Origin of the sequence: uncultured Microbacterium sp. (assembly GCF_947488465.1) — a bacterium.
Lineage (GTDB): Bacteria > Actinomycetota > Actinomycetes > Actinomycetales > Microbacteriaceae > Microbacterium.
Genome location: NZ_CANKZA010000003.1, coordinates 88,559 through 105,772, shown reverse-complemented (window position 1 = coordinate 105,772; position 17,214 = coordinate 88,559). Strand labels below are relative to the sequence as shown.

The following is a 17,214-nucleotide window of genomic DNA, read 5'->3' as shown; positions in this document are numbered from 1 at the left end:
GAGCGCGGGAGCACCTGGTTCAGGGGGCAGTTGTTGCCGCATCCCCCGCCCGATGCGACACCACCTGCCCCGCGAACAGGGTCAGACCGTGGCGAGGCTCGCGAGCGCGCGGCGAGAGGCGACCGCATTGACCACGCCGAGAGCGAGCACCAGCAGCGTAGCCCCCACGGGCAGGAGCATCGCGACCGATGCCGAGGTCGCCTCGGCGAGGGCGCCGGTCACCGCCGAGGCGATCGCCTGCGCCAGCGTCAGCGCCGACCCCACGAGGGTCATCGTCGTCGCTGAACGCCCCTCGGGGCTCCGATCCCCCGCCAGGCTGAAGAGGGTGACGAGGGTCGGTCCGACGCCGAGCCCCATGAGGCAGAGCATGAGGATCACGGTTCCGAGGTCACCGGCGGTGGCATAGCCCCATGCGGCGAATACGAGGATGCCGCTGAAGACGAGCCAGCGCAGTGTCAGCGGGAACCGTGCGGGCAGCAGCATGACCAGGAGAGCCAGGACGGCCGAGCCGATTCCCATCAGCCCATAGAGAAGGCCCGATTGCTCGCCGTGTCCGACCGATTGCGCGAAGGCGGTGAGCGAGGTCAGTGTCGCCCCGAAGAACAGACCGACACCGAACGTGGCGCCGACCACCACCAGGATGGGGGCCGACAGCACGGCGCGAATCGGCGCGCGGGTGGCCTCGGCATCCGTCGTCGTCATCGTGGCCGTCGGGTGGACGGCGAACGCCGTGACGAACGCGAAGCTGAGCAACGCCGCCATCGCGATCGGTGCCCACGGCGCCACGAACGATGCCAGCACCCCGACGAGCACCGGCCCGATGATGAACGCAGTCTCGTCGACAGCGGACTCGTACGACATCACGCGCGACATCGTGCGCTCGCGGCGCTCATCGGACACGCGATCACGGGTGAGCCCCACCAGCCGTGTGCGCGAGAGCGCGGCCGCCTGCGGCGCCGTGAGCCCCACGAGCACGGCGGCCACGAGGATCACGCCGCCGGGGAGGCCCGCCATGACGACGAAGGGGAAGAGCGCGAGCAGGATGCTGTTGGCCAGCCCCACGGGGAGCACCACAGCGCGTTGCCCGAAACGGTCGACCAGGTCGCCGATCAGCGGCCCGGCCACGACGACCCCGACGCCGGTCGCTGCCGACGTGAGCCCCGCGAGTGCGATCGACCCGGTGGCGCTGGTGACCAGGGTCAAGACCCCGACGACCATCATCGCGAACGGCAAGCGCGCGAGCGCGGCGATCGGGAAATAGCCCCAGCCGGTATGGCGGATCAGTGATGGTTCGCTCACGCGGTACCTCCGGAGTAGTCAGCTCGTTTTCACATGCCGCCTTGCTCCGCAAGCAGGTAGTTGCACCAATATCGGGATCGATTCTACCGCGAACGCCGCACCGGCGCAGGGCGCCACCGAGAGGAGCCGACTCCCAGGGCATGCAGGAGAGGGACGACCGAGATCACGACCAGCACGACACCGATCACGGATGCCGGCGCCAGGAGAAGGATGCCGCCGATCAGCAGTCCGACGAACAGGACGGCGGAGATCAGTCGACGCACTGTCTGTTCGAGCCGCTCCAGACGACGTTCGACACCCGGATTCGCGACCTGGATAAGTCCCGCGTCGAGCTTCGTGAGGGTGCGGTCGATACGCCCAGGGAGACGGATCGCGGTGCCGGCGGCATCCACCGCTCGAGCGGCGATGTCCGCCACAACGTTGCCGGTTTCTTCGCGCAACAACTTCTGCGCGTAGGGCTCGACCGCTTCCCAGATGTTGAACTGCGGGTTGAGCGCGCTGCAGAGCCCCGAGACGAGCGACATCGCACGGACGATCAGGAGGAAGTTCTCCGGCAGCTGGAATGGCAGCGCGCGCATCGTCTCGCCGAATTCATCGGCGAACCCACGGAACTCGCGCGGGTCGACGTCCTGCAGTTCGGCAAACCCCATGCCGCCGAACCGCTGGAACAGGGCGGTGAGCGCGCGCTCGAGCTCGCTGTTGTCGGCGGAGGGCAAGAGCACGCCGACCTGCTCGAACCCGGCCACCATTCCGGCGCCGTCTTGCGAGGCGACGGCGATCACGAGCTTCCGCAGGCCCGCGCGGAGACCGGCCGGGATCTGCCCCATCATCCCGAAGTCGATGAAGGTGAGCGTCCACGTGCGGCCGGCGGCATCCGGAGCGTGCGGAGTGACGAACACGTTGCCCGGGTGCGGATCGGCGTGGAAGAACCCGTCCGCGAACAGCTGGTCGAACATCACCGCCGCGAATTCCGATGCGACGGCGGACGGATCGATCCCCGCGGCGCGAAGCGCATCGACATCGTTGACCTTGATCGCCGCGACGTCTTGAAGGGTCAGCACGCGCCGCGTCGAGCGCTCCCAGACGATCGCGGGGGCCGACACCCGCGCACCGTCGGCAACGTTCGCGGTGAATCGCTCGGCGTTGGCCGCCTCCTGCAGGTAGTCGATCTCCTCCAGGGTCGTCGTCGCGAATTCCTCGACGAGCAACGGCATGTCGACCCGGTCCGAGACCAGGCGCACGCGGCTCAGCCATTCCGCGACGCGGCGGAGGGCAGCGAGGTCGACGTCGACGATGCGATCGATGCCGGGACGCTGGACCTTGAGGACCACGGCATCCAACCCGGTGAGTTCCGCGTCCTCCGTCGTGAGGCGCGCACGGTGCACCTGTCCGAGGGAGGCGGCCGCAACCGGGGTCTCATCCACCGCCGCGAACGCCCGCTCGAGCGGGAGGCCGAGCTCGGCCTCGGCCGAAGCGCGAATGAGTGCAAACGGGACCGCGGGCACTTCGTCTTGCAGCTTCTCGAGTTCTGCCGTGACTTCGGGGGGCAGGATGTCGAGCCGCGACGACAGGAACTGCCCGACCTTGATCATCAGCCCGCCGAGGTCGACGGCGAGGGTGTGGAACCGTTTCGAGATGTTCCGAAGCCGTCGCGCCCGGGTGCGTTCGGCGATCCGGCGCAACCCGAAGCGCGGAAGGAAGAGCTCGTACCACCACGCCTGCACCATGTAGCGCAGGGCGAAGCGGGTGATCCGGCGGTAGCGCGCGCGCTCCGCCGGCATCCGCTCAGTCCTGGGCAAGGATCGCGTAGAGCTTGCGCCGGGCGTCGTCGAGCACGGCCACCGCTTCGGCGATCTGCTCGGGCGTGCCGGTGCGGCCCACCTGCATCGCCGCCTGAGCGAGGTTCGCGCCCGACTTCGTCAGCGGGGCGCCGCTCCGGTGCGTGCGGGGGCCGCCGGTGGAGGAAGACGCGTCGGAAGTCGCCCACGAGCGATCGGCACTGTCGGCCTCGGTGCGTCCGGCGGCCGTCAGCGAGTAGGTCTTGCGTCCGCCGGATTCTTCGACGTCGATCAGGCCTTCATCGGTGAGCATCTGCAGGGTCGGGTAGACTGAGCCGGGGCTCGGCTTCCACGCGCCGCCGCTACGCTCCTCGATCTGCTGGATGAGCTGGTAGCCGTGCATCGGCTGCTCGATGAGGAGCGAGAGGATCGCGGCACGCACGTCGCCGCGCGGGGCGCGGGTGCCGACCTTCTGGCCGAACTGGCTGAAGGTGTCGCCGAAACTCTGCTCGAGACCGTCCTTGATCTGGCCCAGGGTGTTCCAGAGGTCATCGGCCGATGCGCCGCCGAATGCCTGTCCGAAACCCTTGCCCGGGAACCGTCCGTCTGTGAATGAAGTACCCATGAAATCCTCCAACGATATATCGAGCGATACTCAACGATACGTCGATCGATGCGGCATCGGGCGGATGCTGAGCGACTCACAGCCAACGCGGAGCCTGCCGCGACGGCTCGGGGGGCATTTGTTGCCGCATCCACCGCGCGATGCGGCACGACCCGCCCCGCCAGCGCGCGTCAGCCGGCGAAGAAGGCTCCCGCGGCGCGGGTGAGGTCGAGGAGATCGCTCGTGCCGGCGAGCTCGCGAGCCGAGTGCATCGACAGGATCGGGATGCCGACATCGACCGTCCGGATGCCGCTCCGGGTCGCGGTGATCGGCCCGATGGTCGAGCCGCACGGGACCGCGTTGTTCGAGACGAACTCCTGCGAGGTGACCCCGGCATCCGCACACCAGCGGTGCCAGGCGGCGGCACCGGCCCCGTCGGTCGCATAACGCTGGTTCGCATTGATCTTCAGGATCGGGCCGCTGCCGAGAATCGGCTGGACGACCGGGTCGTGCTTGTCGGCGTAGTTCGGATGCACGGAGTGCCCAACGTCGCTCGAGACGCACCAGGATGCGGCGAGCGCGCGCAACTGCTGCTCACGGTCGGCGCCGAGCGAGAGCTGTACGCGCTCGATCACGTCGGACAAGAACGGCCCGGCCGCGCCCGATCGCGTGGCTGAGCCGACCTCCTCGTGATCGAATACCGCCAGCATCGCGATCCGATCGGTGGCCTCGTGGGCGAGCAGCGCCACCACACCCGCGTGCACGGAGGCGAGATCGTCGAGGCGGCCACTCGCGAAGAAGACGTCGTCCTTGCCGAAAACCGCGCCGCGCGCGGCATCGGCGGTGACGATGTCGTAGCCGCGAATGCGGGCAGCATCCACCCCGGCCGCGCCCGCGAGCTCGCCGAGCAGGTCGGCGGATGCGGTCTCACCCAGCCCCCACACCGGCTGCGTCTGGGTCTGCTTGTGCAGTGCCAGGTGGTCGTTCGCCTCGCGGTCGAGGTGGATCGCCAGCTGCGGCAGCCGCAGCAGCGGCCCTGTCGAAGCGAGAACCGCGGTGCCGTCCTCGAGCACGAGGCGTCCGGCGAGGCGGAGCTCACGGTCGAGCCACGAGTTCAGGAGTGGGCCGCCGTAGATTTCGACACCCGCCTGCAGCCAGCCGAACCGGCCCGTCGTGGGCTGCGGCTTGAGCTTGAGCGCGGGCGAATCGCTGTGCGCGCCGAAGATCTGGAACCCGGTATCCGCGGAGGCGCCTGCAGGAACGACCCATGCGATCACGGCGCCGTCCCGAACGACAAGGTGCTTCGATCCGGGCTGTGCCGGCCAGGCCTCGGTCTCGTCGAGAGCGGCGAACCCGGCATCCACCAGGCGACGGGCGACCTCGGCGGCGGCGTGGAAGCTCGACGGCGATGCGGCGACGAAGTCGGCAAGGTCTTCGGCGTGGGCGCGGGCACGGTCGGTATCAGGCACGGGTCTCCTCAGATCGTCAGCGCAGGAACTGCGCGGGGTCGAACTCGTCGATCGGGATGACGCGGACGCGCGGCAACGCTGCGTCGAATGCGCCGGCGTCGTATTCGAGGTCGAAGAACTCCAGCCCCGGAAGGTGGCTGTATTCGGAGCTGCGGAACTCTTCGAACCCGAGGATGCCGACCCGGCGCGTGCCGGTGAGCGCAGCCACCTCGGTGACGAAGTCCCGGTCGTGGCTGACCAGGACGACGTCGCCGTCGCGCTCGGCGAGCGCCGTGAGCGTTCGCTGGATGGCGATGTCGACGACCTTTTCGTCCGTCTCCCCCGACAGCGGAATGGGCTGGTATCCGAGCGCCAGCAGCGCCTGCACGAACGACATCGGCAGGTTCGTGCTGGCGTTCAGGAAGAAGAGGCCGCGGGTGGGCTGATTCCACCGATCCTGCAGAAAAGTGAGGATGCGATCCCACCGCGGACGCTCATCGGGTTGCGGACGGCGACCGAGGATCGAGCCCCCCAGCGTCGCATCGATGTTCTCACCGTCGACCAGCACCCACGTCGTGTCCACAGGACCTCCTTGCGCTTCAGTGTAGGAGGTCAGCCCAGCCCCACGACCGCCACGCCCAGCCACTCGGCCAGGTCGCGGATTTCGGCGTGGACCATGTCTCGCTCGTCCGCGTCGAAGCCGACGAGTTCATGAATGGCGCCGACCACCAGCGTCTCTCTCTTCTTGTCGAGCTGCGCGTCGAGCAGACCGATGAAGCGGTCACCGGCCAAGATCGGGTGCACGAAGTACCCGAACACGCGCTGCCCTTTCGGTTTGAATTGCTCGAGGACGAACTCGAAATCGAACAACTCCTTCAGGCGCGGGCGGTCATACAGCATCCCGTCGTAGGGATTGAGGATCGCGACCCGGCCGCCCGCATCGTCGGACAGCCCCGCGGCCGCGACCGGGTCGACGCGCCACTTCCACGTCGATCCCTCGACCGTCGCCGGCTCCCCCGCGTCGCCCACCGGAGTCCACGGGGACTTCTGCCGCGCGAGACCGGCCGCCTGCAGCCGGCGCTCATCCAGGATGCGGCCCGCGTCGTCGTAGTCGAGTACGGGCATGTCTGCCGGAAACGAGCGCTCGGCGATGTCCCAGCGGCGCAGGCGGCCCTCCCGCCCGACGATCGAGACCTCCCCGATGAACGACAGGAGCTCCAGCATCCGCGGGACCTGATTGGATCCGTACCAGCCCGACTCGCTCGCGTGAGCGACCTGGCTGGTATCGGCGATCTGCGCCGCCAGCAGGGGCCCTTCGGCGCGCAACGCAGCCAAGACATCAGCACGGAAGCGTGCGTTCGCCGCCAACCACTGCGTCGCTTGGGCCCGCAAGACTCGGCCGCGCATGCGCGCGACGCGTGCGGCCAGCAACGAACCCGCGTGGAAGTGCCCATCGTGCTCGAAGAGGAGGTGGTCGCCTTCGACGGCTTTGCGGAGCTGTCCCGGCTCGTACGACCAGCCGATGCGCGACCACAGGATCGTCTGCTCGGACGTGGCGATCGTCGCGGTCGGATCGATTTTGATCGCGGCGAGCTGTTCGGCGACTTCGACGACGTCGCCCGGTCGATCGGCATCGAGAAGTTGCGCACGCACGACCAGTCGGCGCGCCTCATCGCGGGAGAGCTGGTGCATGTCGGCCAGTGTAGGCAGGGGTGGCGACGCCCTGGAGGATGGCTGTCGCGCGGATTCAACCGCATCAACCGCGCCATGGGTCTCTCCGACCTCTACCCGTTCACGATCACCGCGCCCGTCCAGCGCAAGCTGGCCTTCGTCCACGACATCGTCACGCGGGCGCCACTGACGACCGAGGAACAGCGCGCGCTCGCATTGGCCACGCCGGAGGAGCGCGCGTGAAGGTCAGCGACCGTACTCCTCCAGCCAGCGCAGCCACACCTCGCTGAGCGTCGGATACGGCGGCACCGCGTGCCACAGCCGACGGAGCGGGACTTCGCCCACGATCGCGATCGTCGCGGAGTGGAGGAGCTCGGCCACGTCCGGCCCGACGAAGGTCGCCCCCACGAGCACGCCGCGGTCCTCGTCCACGATCGCGCGCGCGGTGCCGTCGTATCGCGCGGAGTGGGTGCTGGCCCCCGCGACCCACGAGAGGTTGTAATCGAGCACACGCACCGCGATGCCGGCTTTCCGCGCTGCGGCCTCGGTGAGTCCGACCGACGCGACTTCGGGGTCGGTGAAGGTGACCTGCGGGACGGCCGCGTGGTCTGCGGTGGCGACGTGGCGGCCCCACGGCGCGTCGTCGACGGCGACCCCCTGTGCGCGGGCGGCGATCACGTCACCGGCGGCACGCGCCTGGTACTTGCCCTGATGGGTCAGCAGCGCGCGGTGGGTGACATCACCCACCGCATAGAGCCACTCGCTCCCCCGCACCCGCATCGTGTCGTCGACGTCGATCCAGGCGCCGGGCTCGAGGCCCACGGCATCCAGACCGACGTCGCCGGTGCGCGGCGTGCGTCCGGTCGCGACGAGAATTTCGGATGCCGCGACCCGCGTACCGTCGCCGAGTTCCACCGTGACGCGGCTCCCGGACCGCGTTACCCGCTGGGCATCGACGCCCGTACGCACGTCCACGCCGGCTGTGCGTAACGCAGTGGCGACCCGGTCGCCGGCGAACGGCTCCATCCCACCGAGGAGCCGCGATCGGGCAAGGACGGTCACTGCGCACCCGAAGGAGGCGTAGGCCGTGGCGAGCTCGCACGCGACGACGCCGCCGCCGAGGATCACGAGCGACTCCGGGATCTCGCGCACGGCGGTGGCCTCTCGCGAGATCCACGGCGCGGCATCGGCCAGCCCGGGGATGTCGGGGAGGAGGGCGGCCGATCCCGTGCATACGGCGACGGCGTGCCGAGCACGCAGGACCCGGTCGCCGTCGACGGTGACTTCGCGCTCACCGGTGATCGTGCCGTGGCCGCGGATGAGGTCGATGCCGGCGCCCTGGAGCCACTCGACCTGCCCGGCGTCGTTCCACTCGTGGACGATCTCGTCACGGCGGCGCAGGACCGCGGCAACGTCGACGCCACCGGTCGTGCCTGTTCCGGGAGCATCGTTCGCTGCCCGCAGGGCGGCGCCGGCGCGCAGCAGGACTTTGGAGGGCATGCAGGCCCAGTACGAGCACTCGCCGCCGACGAGTTCGCTCTCGACGATGGCGACCGAAAGGCCGCCCTGCACCGCCCGGTCTGCAACGTTCTCGCCGACGGGGCCGGCGCCGATCACGATCAGGTCGAACTCTGCGGCATCCATACCTTCACGCATACCCGACTGTGACGCCGTATGCCAGCCCTTGCGCCGATGTCGGCCGCATGTGGTTGGGTGGAACACCCGAACGGAAGAGCAGCATGGCGATCGAATTCCGCTCCGTGACGAAGAAATTCGCCGACGGCACCGTGGCCGTGGCTGATTTCAGCCTCGTCCTGCCCGCGCACAAGACGACCGTGTTCGTCGGGTCCTCCGGATGTGGCAAGACAACCCTGCTGCGGATGATCAACCGGCTCATCGAGCCCACGAGCGGCGAGATCACGATCGACGGCGAGCCGATCCAGGGCCGCGACCCGGTGAAACTCCGCCGCGGCATCGGGTACGTCCTGCAGAACGCGGGGCTGCTCCCGCACTTCACCGTCGCCGACAACGTCGCGACGGTGCCGGTGCTGGGCGGCACGCCCAAGAAACAGGCGCGAGCACGCGCGCTCGAGCTGCTCGATATCGTCGGCCTCGATCGCGCACTCGCCGATCGGTATCCGCGGCAACTCTCCGGCGGGCAACAGCAGCGCGTCGGCGTCGCGCGGGGACTCGCCGCCGACCCCGACATCCTGCTGATGGATGAACCGTTCGGCGCCGTTGACCCCATCGTGCGAAAAGAACTGCAGGCCGAGACGATCCGTCTGCAACGCGACCTCGACAAGACCGTCGTCTTCGTCACGCACGACATCGACGAAGCCTTCCTGCTGGGCGACCAGGTCGTGATCCTCGAGAAGGGCGCCCGCATTGCGCAGGTCGGAAGCCCGAGCGAGATCATGGAGAACCCGGCCACGGACTTCGTGACGGAGTTCGTCGGCGTCGACCGCGGGTCGCGCGCGCTGTCCCTGAAGCAGACGGCGCACGGAACGGTGTTGGTGGATGCCGCCGGTCGCACGCAGGGTGTGCTCACCGGCAACGGACCCGAGGCGGGTCTGTGAACTGGATTTTCGACAACCTCGACCTGATCGGAAGCCTGACGCTGGATCATCTGCGTCAGAGCCTTCTTCCGATCGCACTCGGGTTCCTCATCGCGTTGCCGATCGGCTGGGCGGCCTGGCGGTACACATCGTTGCGAGGTCCCGTGCTCACCACCGTCGGGTTGCTGTACACGATCCCCTCGCTCGGCCTTTTCGCCCTCCTCGCGGCCGGGTTCGGCATCCCCTACCTGTCGGAACTGAATCTGATTGTCGCGCTGACGATCTATGGGATCGCCATCATGACGCGCTCGGTCGCCGACGGTCTCGATTCGGTCGACGCCACGACGCGGAGCGCGGCGATCGCGGTGGGCTTCGGTCCGTGGCGCCGATTTTGGACCGTCGATCTCCCGCTGTCCGGCCCCGTTCTGCTGGCGGGACTGCGGGTGACCGCGACCTCGACGATTTCCCTCGCGACGGTCGGCATCTTGATCGGGGTGCAGAACCTCGGCTACCTGTTCACGAACGGGTTCCAGCGTCGCATCATCCCGGAAGTGCTCGCCGGGGTCGTGGCAGTCGTCGTGATCGCCCTGATCGTCGACCTCCTCCTGGTGCTCATCGGCAGGGTCGCAATGCCCTGGCTCCCGCGCCGTTCGCCGACGCGCCGTGAACGTCGCGCGCTCGCTGTCGGGGGCGCCACATGAACGTCTTCTTCGATGCCTTCGCCTGGATCTTCTCGCCCGACCGTCTGACGGGTTCGCTCCCGCTTCCCGAAGCGATCTGGCAGCACCTTGCGTTCACGTTCGGCTCGGTCGCGATCGCGGCGCTGATCGCGATTCCGCTCGGATGGCTGATCGGCCACACCGGGCGCGGACGCGAAATCGCCGTCGCCTTGTCCGGCGCAGCGCGCGCGCTCCCCTCTCTCGGCCTGGTGCTGCTGCTCGTACTGGTGATCGGCGTCGTCCACAAAACCGAAGCGGCGGTGTTCGCCTTCGTCCTGCTGGCGATCCCGTCGATCCTCGCGGGCGCCTACACCGGGGTCCAGGCCATCGACCGTACGGTCATCGAAGCCGGCCGCGCAGTGGGCATGACGCCGTGGCAGGTGCTCTGGAAGATCGAAGTCCCGCTCGGGCTTCCGCTCCTGATCGGCGGCATCCGCGCAGCGACGTTGCAGGTCGTTGCGACCGTGACGATCGCGGCCTACGTCGGCCTCGGCGGCCTCGGATTCTTCATCATCCAAGGCATCCAACTCCGCCAGTTCGACGTCATCTTGGGTGCGTCGCTCGTCGTCGTGGTGCTCGCGCTCGCCCTCGACGGACTGTTCGCACTTCTTGAGCGCGTCGTCGTCCCCCGCGGTGTGAGTGGCCGAGCTGCCCGACCCACGGGGAACACCGCGCGCGTCACCGCGGTTGACCGTGCTGACGCCACCTGATTCCCTCTGTCCACAGCATCCCTACGAAAGGCACACCATGTCCCGTATCCGCACCCGTTTGACCGTCGCACTCGCCGGCTCGGCCGTCGCGGCCCTCGCGCTCGCCGGCTGCGCGTCCTCCGACCCGCTCACCGGCGGCGAGAGCTCGGCAGCACCGGCATCCGACACAATCACGATCGGCTCGCAGGCCTACTACTCGAACGAGATCATCGCCGAGATCTACGCCCAGGCCCTCGAGGGCGCCGGCTTCACGGTCGACCGCAAGTTCAGCATCGGCCAGCGCGACGCGTACATCCCCTCGCTCGAGGACGGTTCGATCCAGCTGTTCCCGGAGTACACCGGCAACCTGCTGCAGTTCTTCGACCCCGAGACGACCGCCACGAGCTCGGACGACGTCTTCGCCGCGCTGCAGGAAGCCCTGCCCGAGGGCCTCACGGTGCTCGACCAGTCCTCGGCGACCGACCAGGACTCGTACAACGTGACGGCGGCGTTCGCGGAGGAGAACAGCCTCACCTCGATCGCCGACCTCGCGGGACTTCCGAACCTCGTCCTCGGCGGAGCGCCCGAGCTCGAGCAGCGTCCCTACGGCCCCGAGGGCCTGAAGTCGGTCTATGGCGTCGATGTCAGCTTCAGCGGCACGGCCGACACGACGGTCGATGAGCTGGTGGCCGGCAACATCCAGATCGCGAACGTCTACAGCGCCGACCCGCGCATCCAGACCGAGAACCTCGTCACTCTGGAAGACCCGGACGGACTGTTCCTCGCCTCCAACGTGGTGCCGGTCGTGAGCACGACGGTGGCCGATGAGATCGCCGACGTCATCAACGCGGTCAGCGCCGCGCTGACGCCCGAGGGCCTGGTGGCTCTGAACGTCCAGTCCACGGTCGACCAGATGTCCAAAGAGGACATCGCGACCGAGTGGCTCGCGGCCAACGACCTGAGCTGATCCTTAGCCGAGAGCCCCGGCATCCCGCCTCACGCGGGATACCGGGGCTCTCGCATGTCAGCCCGGATTGCCTGGCCGTCGCGTCCGACGTCGGACCGCCGCGTCGGGATTCAGACCGCCGGACCGGCCTCTGTCCCCTCCACCCTGTCCGTATTCAGTCTGCGCAGACCGGAAGGTGCCCAGATACCCCCGATTCCGCCGCACGGCCGCCGTGCAGACTGAATACGGTCAGCGGGCGCCGGGATCACGGGTCGGGGAGCGCCGAGAAAAGGGACCGGTCGGGCGGCCCAGCGGAGGTGAGCCAGACAGCGAGCCTCGCGCTCAGAAGGCGCGGAGATTGGCGTGCAGGCCGCCGTTCAGGAGCTCGCGACGCAGGATTCCGCGGCGGCGCAGGATCGGCACGAGGTCGTCCAGCACGCGGTGCACCGTGACGGGATGCAGATCGCCCCACAGCAGCACGCCGTCGTTGCCCCACTCACCGAGTTCCTCGATCAGATCGGCGAACTCGTCCGCGGTGCCGACGAGCCCGGAGCGGTCCGACATGCGGCCGAGCTTCGCGAGCGCGGCCAGGTGCGCGCGCAGCGGGGTGGATGCCGGATCCCGATCGCCGGTGAGCCGACGGATCGACCCCTGTGACACGTGGTCGCCGAAGACCGCCAGGTCCAGCGGCCGGTCGAGGTCGAGGCGCGTGAGGTCGGTCTCCAGATCGCTGGACTGGCGCTGCGCGATCACGCGAAGCGTCTCATCCGACGGCGACGCGGATGCCGCGACCACCCGGTCGGCTTCTTCCGCGCTCGAGACGATCACCGGCTGAATGGCGAACATGATCGAGATGTCCGAGGCCGCACGGCCGCGCTCGGCGGCCGCCGTGTGAATCTTCGCGCGGTAGTCGCGCACGCTCTTCTCTGTCAATGGGGCGAGTGCCAGTTGGATGTCGGAGTTCGCCCCGGCGAACCCGAGCCCCCGGCCCGAACCGCCCGGCGACGCGATGACCGGCTCCCCGTGCGTGAACGGCACGGCGTTCAGCGGGCCGTCGAACGCGTAATACTCCCCGCGGTGGCGGACGGCATCCAGCTTCGAGCCGTCGGCATAGACGCCCGACGCGGGGTCGGCGACGAGCGCGCCCGCACCCCACGAGCGCCAGAGCGCGCGCACCGCGCCCAGCCATTCCTCGGCGCGGTCGTATGCCGCGTCGTGACCCAGTTGCGGCGCATCGCCGAAGTGGCGTGCGCTGCCGGTGTCGGTGACGACGTTGAGTCCGAGCCGGTGTCCGCTCAGATGCTGCAGCGTCGCGAACTGCCGCGCCGCGGTGTACGGCAGGTACGCGGCGGGATTGACCGTCGGGATCACCCCGAGCCGCTGCGTCGCGGCGAACAGGTACGGCGCGAGCAGCAACGGGTCGTGCTTGGGCCCGCCGAACGCGTGGCGCACCCGCAGATCGATCGTCGAGGCCGAGCCGAGCGACGGCGCATCCTCGATCAGAAGGAAATCGAAACCGGCCTGGTCGAGCTCGCGCGCGGACTGCTGATAGAGCTCCGGCGATGTCCACCGGTAGTCCCAGTCGAGGTACGGGTGCCCCCAGCCGTGCGGCCCGAATCCGCGCGCCAAGAACCACCCGAAGTGCTGGAGCCTGCTCATACCAGGAGGTCGTCGCGGGCGGCGATCACGGCCAGAGCCTCGGTGAGGTCGTCGATGAGATCATCGGCGTCCTCGATGCCGACCGAGAGCCGCAGCGTTCCCGGGAAGACACCGAGCGCCGCGCGTTCGGCGTCGCTCAGGTGGATGTGACTGGTGGATGCCGGGTGCAAGACGAGCGAGCGCACATCACCCAAGTGGGTCATGTGCGTGAACGTGCGGACCGCCTCGATGACGCTCTCCGCAGCGGCCGCGCCTCCGCGGAGAGTCACGGTGAACACCGAACCGAAACCGTCCGGGAGGAGGCGCTCGGCGAGCGCGTGGTCAGCGTGCCCCTCGAGGCCCACGTAGTCGACCGATTCGACGGCATCGTGCGCGGCGAGCCAGCGCGCCACGGTGAGAGCATTCGCGGACTGGCGCTCGACGCGCAGGCTCAGGGTCTCGATGCCCTGCCCGATGAGGAAGGCGTTGAGCGGCGACGGCGTGGGCCCGAGGCGCGGACCGACGCTGTCGCGTGCGTAGGCGAGCCGGGCGCCGGCGCCCGCGCGCTCGGCGGGGCTCGGCGTGCCGCTGCGATCGCGCTCCGTCAGCTGGGGAAAGAGGGGCGAGGTCACGTCGAACGTGGCGGCGTCGACGATCGCGCCGCCGATGACGGCGCCGTGCCCGGCGAGGAACTTGCTCGCCGAGTGCACCACGACATCCGCGCCGTGCTCGATCGGCCGAAACAGGTACGGCGTCGCGAAGGTGTTGTCGATGACGAGTGGAAGGCCGTGCGCGTGCGCGACGGCGGAGATCTCGGCGACGTCGAGGAGCCGGTTGGTGGCATTCGAAATCGACTCAGCGAACAGCACCCGGGTCTCGGGACGGATCGCCGCCTCCCACGCTGACGGTTCGTGGATGTCGTGGACGAACGAGACGTCGATGCCGAACCGCGACAGGCTGTCGAGCAGAAGACCGCGCGTGCCCTCGTAGATGTGATTCGAGACGACGACGTGGTCACCGGCTGACGCGAGGGTCATGAGGGCGACTGACGTGGCGGCTTGACCGCTGGCCACCAGCAGCGCGCCGGCACCGCCTTCGAGCCCGGCGATCGTGGACTCCACGGCCTCGATCGTGGGGTTTCCGATGCGGGTGTAGGCGTAGCCCTCGCCCGTGTCGAAGTGCGCTCCTGCCGCTCCGAACTCGTCGAAGGTGAAACCGGCGGTGAGGTAGATCGGCGTGGCGCGAGGTGTCGCGCCCGTCTGACCGGAGCCCTGCACCTGGCGCGTCGTGAATCCCTTGCGGCCCATTGCCGTCCTCCTTCGCGTGACAGCCCATTGTGGGGTCCGCGACATCGACCCGCCTATTTGCGGTGTCGCCGTGTTACGACGCGCGCGGAGAGAGGTCTGCGCCGACGGCTTCACGCTCGTCGAAGACGAAGCAGTCGCCGGTGAAATGCGCCCCGCCCACCTTCTCGAAGTAGCCGAGGATGCCACCGTCCAACTGCCAGGCGTCGATCCCCTCTTCGCGAAGATGGATGGCCGCCTTTTCGCAGCGGATGCCCCCGGTGCAGTAGCTGACGACGGTCTTGCCTGCCAGCTCCGCACGATGGGCAGCGACAGCGTCGGGAAACTGCGTGAACCGCTCGATGCGCCAGTCCGCGGCATCCTCGAACGCGCCGTAGTCGACCTCGAACGCGTTGCGGGTATCGAGCAGCACGACCTCGCGGCCAGCGTCATCGTGCCCCTGATCGAGCCATCGGCGCAGCGTCTCGGGGGCGACGGACGGCGCCCGCCCGGACTCGGGACGGATCGTCGGACGGTCCATCCGGATGATCTCGCGCTTGTGTTTGACCAGCATCTTTCCGAACGGCTGCGCGTCGGACCAGCTCTCCTTGGCGGACAGATCGGCGAACCGCCGCTCGGTGCGAAGGTTCTCGAGAAAACCACGCACGGCGTCGGGGTCGCCCGCGAGGAACAGGTTGATGCCCTCCTCGGCCAGGAGGATCGTGCCCTTCAACCCTGCCGTGACCGCCCGGTCCCGCAACACCGGACGCAGAGCCGCCGGATCGGCGATGTGCGTGAACAGGTACGCGGAGACGTTGAGGACGGCGGGCATGCGACAAGCCTACGGTCGATAGCACGGCCGTCGAGGCCCGGCAAGGGCGTTCCCTCGGCCGCGCCCCGGTCGTAGATTCGGGACATGGCCACTCCCACGAAGTCCCCCACCCGCAATCGTCGTCGCGCAGCCGGAGGCTCGGGCGCCAAGCTCACCGCCGGCGAGAACGCCGAGAAGGGGTTCACCGCATCCGCCGACCTGAGTGCGAATCTGCAGAAAGTCCTCGTCGACCTGATCGAGCTGTCCCTCCAGGGCAAGCAGGCGCACTGGAACGTCGTCGGCACGAACTTCCGCGACACCCACCTTCAGCTCGATGAGATCATCGACGCCGCCCGCGAGTTCGCCGACACGATCGCCGAGCGCATGCGTGCGCTGCACGCCCTGCCGGACGGCCGCAGCGACCAGGTCGCCGAGACGACGACCCTCCCCGAGTTTCCGCAGGGCGAGATCGCAACGACAGAGGTCATCGATCTCATCACCGAACGCCTCGACGACGTCTGCGGCACGTGTCGTGACGTGCACGACGCGGTCGACGAGGAAGACCCGACGAGCGCCGACATCCTGCACGCGGTGCTCGAGCGCCTCGAACAGTTGTCGTGGATGGTGAGCGCCGAGAACCGCACGCCGAAGAAGCGCTGACGCTCACATATCGGCAGGCGTCCACTCCGAGATGTTGTCGAGGGCCGCGACCTCATCCGTCGTCAGGTTCGTGCGAGCGCCGTCGAGCAGGTCGGTGACCTGGGCGAGCTTCGACGCGGAGGCGATGGGCGCGACCACACCGGGCTTCGCGCGGAGCCAGGCGAGCGCCGTCGCGGCGATCGAGACCCCGTGTCCCCGGCCGATCCGGTCGAGCTCATCGAGGATCTGCAGACCCTGCGGCGTCGCGTAGGTGGATGCTGCCGCGGCACGCGGCGAAGACTGCCCCTCGGCATCCGTCGACCGATATTTGCCGGTCAGGAATCCCTTGGCGAGGGCGAAGTAGGGGACGAGGCTGAGGTTCTCGCGGACCGCGAGCGGCACGATGTCCTGCTCGATCTCACGGTGGACGAGGTTGTAGTGCGGCTGGATCGCGACCGGCTCGGCGACGCCGAGCTCCCGCGCGATACGCACCCACTCCGCGATCCGCTCGGCCGAGTAGTTGGAGACCGCGGTGTAGCGCACGAGGCCGTCGGTGACGAGCTGGCCGAACGCGGCAACAGTCTCTTCGAGCGGCGTGTCGGCGTCGTCGAAGTGCGCGTAGTACAGGTCGATCTGCGAGACGCCCAGTCGCCGCAACGACGCCTCGGCGGCCGCGCGCACATTGTCGGCACTGAGGCCGGTGAAGTCCGGATGCTGGCTGACCTTCGTGGCGACCGTGATCCCCTCGGGCCGGCGCGCGGCGAGCCAGGAGCCGATGATCGTCTCGCTCTCACCACCCGTATGGCCGGGAACCCAGGCGCTGTACGAATCCGCCGTGTCGATGAAGGTGCCACCACCGGCGTGGAACGCATCCAGGATCTGGAACGAGGCGTCACGGTCGGCCGTCCAGCCGAAGACATTGCCGCCGAGGGCGAGGGGGAAGACGTCGAGGTCACTGCTGCCGATGCGGGCCATACCTCGATCCAATCACGCCGACACCCGGGCGTTCCTCGCGAGACTGCGCGTGCGCGACGAGACTGCGGGGTACACACGCCGTCTCGTCGCGGAGACGCAGTCTCGTTGCCTCCGGCGTCCATTCATCGGAATGGATGCCGGAGGCGTAGCGTTATCCGC

17 protein-coding genes are annotated in these 17,214 nt (G+C 68.7%); 6 read left to right on the top strand and 11 right to left on the bottom strand.

Translation table 11 applies throughout. The features are described 5' to 3' along the window. Positions 1-81: 81 nt before the first annotated feature. From Q0653_RS08135 to Q0653_RS08110, 6 genes are all read right to left on the bottom strand, one after another. Positions 82-1,299, bottom strand: coding sequence for an MFS transporter (locus tag Q0653_RS08135; protein WP_298944076.1), 1,218 nt, complete (start codon positions 1,297-1,299; stop codon positions 82-84). 83 nt (positions 1,300-1,382) lie between these two features. Continuing rightward, entirely contained in the window at positions 1,383-3,080 is a 1,698-nt protein-coding gene (locus Q0653_RS08130; protein WP_298944074.1) for an AarF/UbiB family protein, read from the bottom strand. A 4-nt stretch (positions 3,081-3,084) separates the two neighbouring features. Further along, complete coding sequence (locus tag Q0653_RS08125; RefSeq protein WP_298944072.1) at positions 3,085-3,702, bottom strand: PadR family transcriptional regulator; 618 nt, start codon at positions 3,700-3,702, stop codon at positions 3,085-3,087. A 170-nt stretch (positions 3,703-3,872) separates the two neighbouring features. Next, positions 3,873-5,150, bottom strand: coding sequence for a M18 family aminopeptidase (locus tag Q0653_RS08120; protein ID WP_298944070.1), 1,278 nt, complete (start codon positions 5,148-5,150; stop codon positions 3,873-3,875). Positions 5,151-5,166: 16 nt separating this feature from the next. Next, entirely contained in the window at positions 5,167-5,712 is a 546-nt protein-coding gene (locus Q0653_RS08115) for an NYN domain-containing protein (protein WP_261606667.1), read from the bottom strand. A 29-nt stretch (positions 5,713-5,741) separates the two neighbouring features. Continuing rightward, positions 5,742-6,821: a crosslink repair DNA glycosylase YcaQ family protein gene (locus tag Q0653_RS08110; RefSeq protein WP_298944068.1), complete on the bottom strand. Its 1,080-nt coding sequence runs from the start codon at positions 6,819-6,821 to the stop codon at positions 5,742-5,744. Here Q0653_RS08110 and Q0653_RS08105 point away from each other — a divergent pair. Further along, positions 6,816-7,043: a putative zinc-binding metallopeptidase gene (locus Q0653_RS08105; protein WP_261606669.1), complete on the top strand. Its 228-nt coding sequence runs from the start codon at positions 6,816-6,818 to the stop codon at positions 7,041-7,043. The genes Q0653_RS08110 and Q0653_RS08105 overlap by 6 nt on opposite strands. 3 nt (positions 7,044-7,046) lie before the next feature. Here the strand turns inward: Q0653_RS08105 and Q0653_RS08100 are convergent, their stop codons facing one another. Further along, positions 7,047-8,444, bottom strand: a complete 1,398-nt coding sequence (locus Q0653_RS08100) for an NAD(P)/FAD-dependent oxidoreductase (RefSeq protein WP_298944065.1) — start codon at positions 8,442-8,444, stop codon at positions 7,047-7,049. Positions 8,445-8,539: 95 nt separating this feature from the next. Here Q0653_RS08100 and Q0653_RS08095 point away from each other — a divergent pair, with 95 nt between their 5' ends. From Q0653_RS08095 to Q0653_RS08080, 4 genes are read left to right on the top strand one after another with little or no spacing between them, the layout of a single operon-like run. Further along, positions 8,540-9,376: an ATP-binding cassette domain-containing protein gene (locus Q0653_RS08095; protein ID WP_298944063.1), complete on the top strand. Its 837-nt coding sequence runs from the start codon at positions 8,540-8,542 to the stop codon at positions 9,374-9,376. Next, positions 9,373-10,056, top strand: coding sequence for an ABC transporter permease subunit (locus tag Q0653_RS08090; RefSeq protein WP_298944061.1), 684 nt, complete (start codon positions 9,373-9,375; stop codon positions 10,054-10,056). The genes Q0653_RS08095 and Q0653_RS08090 overlap by 4 nt, the downstream gene beginning before the upstream one ends. Next, positions 10,053-10,784: an ABC transporter permease gene (locus Q0653_RS08085; RefSeq protein WP_298744771.1), complete on the top strand. Its 732-nt coding sequence runs from the start codon at positions 10,053-10,055 to the stop codon at positions 10,782-10,784. The genes Q0653_RS08090 and Q0653_RS08085 overlap by 4 nt, the downstream gene beginning before the upstream one ends. A 37-nt stretch (positions 10,785-10,821) precedes the next feature. After that, the gene (locus Q0653_RS08080; RefSeq protein WP_298944058.1) at positions 10,822-11,730 is read left to right on the top strand and encodes an ABC transporter substrate-binding protein; all 909 of its coding nucleotides are present in this window, start codon (positions 10,822-10,824) and stop codon (positions 11,728-11,730) included. 321 nt (positions 11,731-12,051) lie between these two features. Here Q0653_RS08080 and Q0653_RS08075 read toward each other — a convergent pair whose 3' ends face one another. The 3 genes from Q0653_RS08075 to Q0653_RS08065 all read right to left on the bottom strand — a co-directional run bounded on the left by Q0653_RS08075 (position 12,052) and on the right by Q0653_RS08065 (position 15,462). Beyond that, entirely contained in the window at positions 12,052-13,368 is a 1,317-nt protein-coding gene (locus Q0653_RS08075) for an LLM class flavin-dependent oxidoreductase (protein ID WP_298944056.1), read from the bottom strand. Continuing rightward, positions 13,365-14,654: an aminotransferase class I/II-fold pyridoxal phosphate-dependent enzyme gene (locus Q0653_RS08070; RefSeq protein ID WP_298744777.1), complete on the bottom strand. Its 1,290-nt coding sequence runs from the start codon at positions 14,652-14,654 to the stop codon at positions 13,365-13,367. The genes Q0653_RS08075 and Q0653_RS08070 overlap by 4 nt, the downstream gene beginning before the upstream one ends. Before the next feature lie 73 nt (positions 14,655-14,727). Next, positions 14,728-15,462, bottom strand: a complete 735-nt coding sequence (locus Q0653_RS08065; protein ID WP_298744780.1) for a sulfurtransferase — start codon at positions 15,460-15,462, stop codon at positions 14,728-14,730. Positions 15,463-15,546: 84 nt separating this feature from the next. Between Q0653_RS08065 and Q0653_RS08060 the strand changes: the two genes are divergently transcribed. Next, positions 15,547-16,101, top strand: a complete 555-nt coding sequence (locus Q0653_RS08060; RefSeq protein WP_261606678.1) for a DNA starvation/stationary phase protection protein — start codon at positions 15,547-15,549, stop codon at positions 16,099-16,101. 3 nt (positions 16,102-16,104) lie between these two features. Here the strand turns inward: Q0653_RS08060 and Q0653_RS08055 are convergent, their stop codons facing one another. Beyond that, positions 16,105-17,055, bottom strand: coding sequence for an aldo/keto reductase (locus Q0653_RS08055; protein WP_298744783.1), 951 nt, complete (start codon positions 17,053-17,055; stop codon positions 16,105-16,107). Positions 17,056-17,214: the final 159 nt, after the last annotated feature.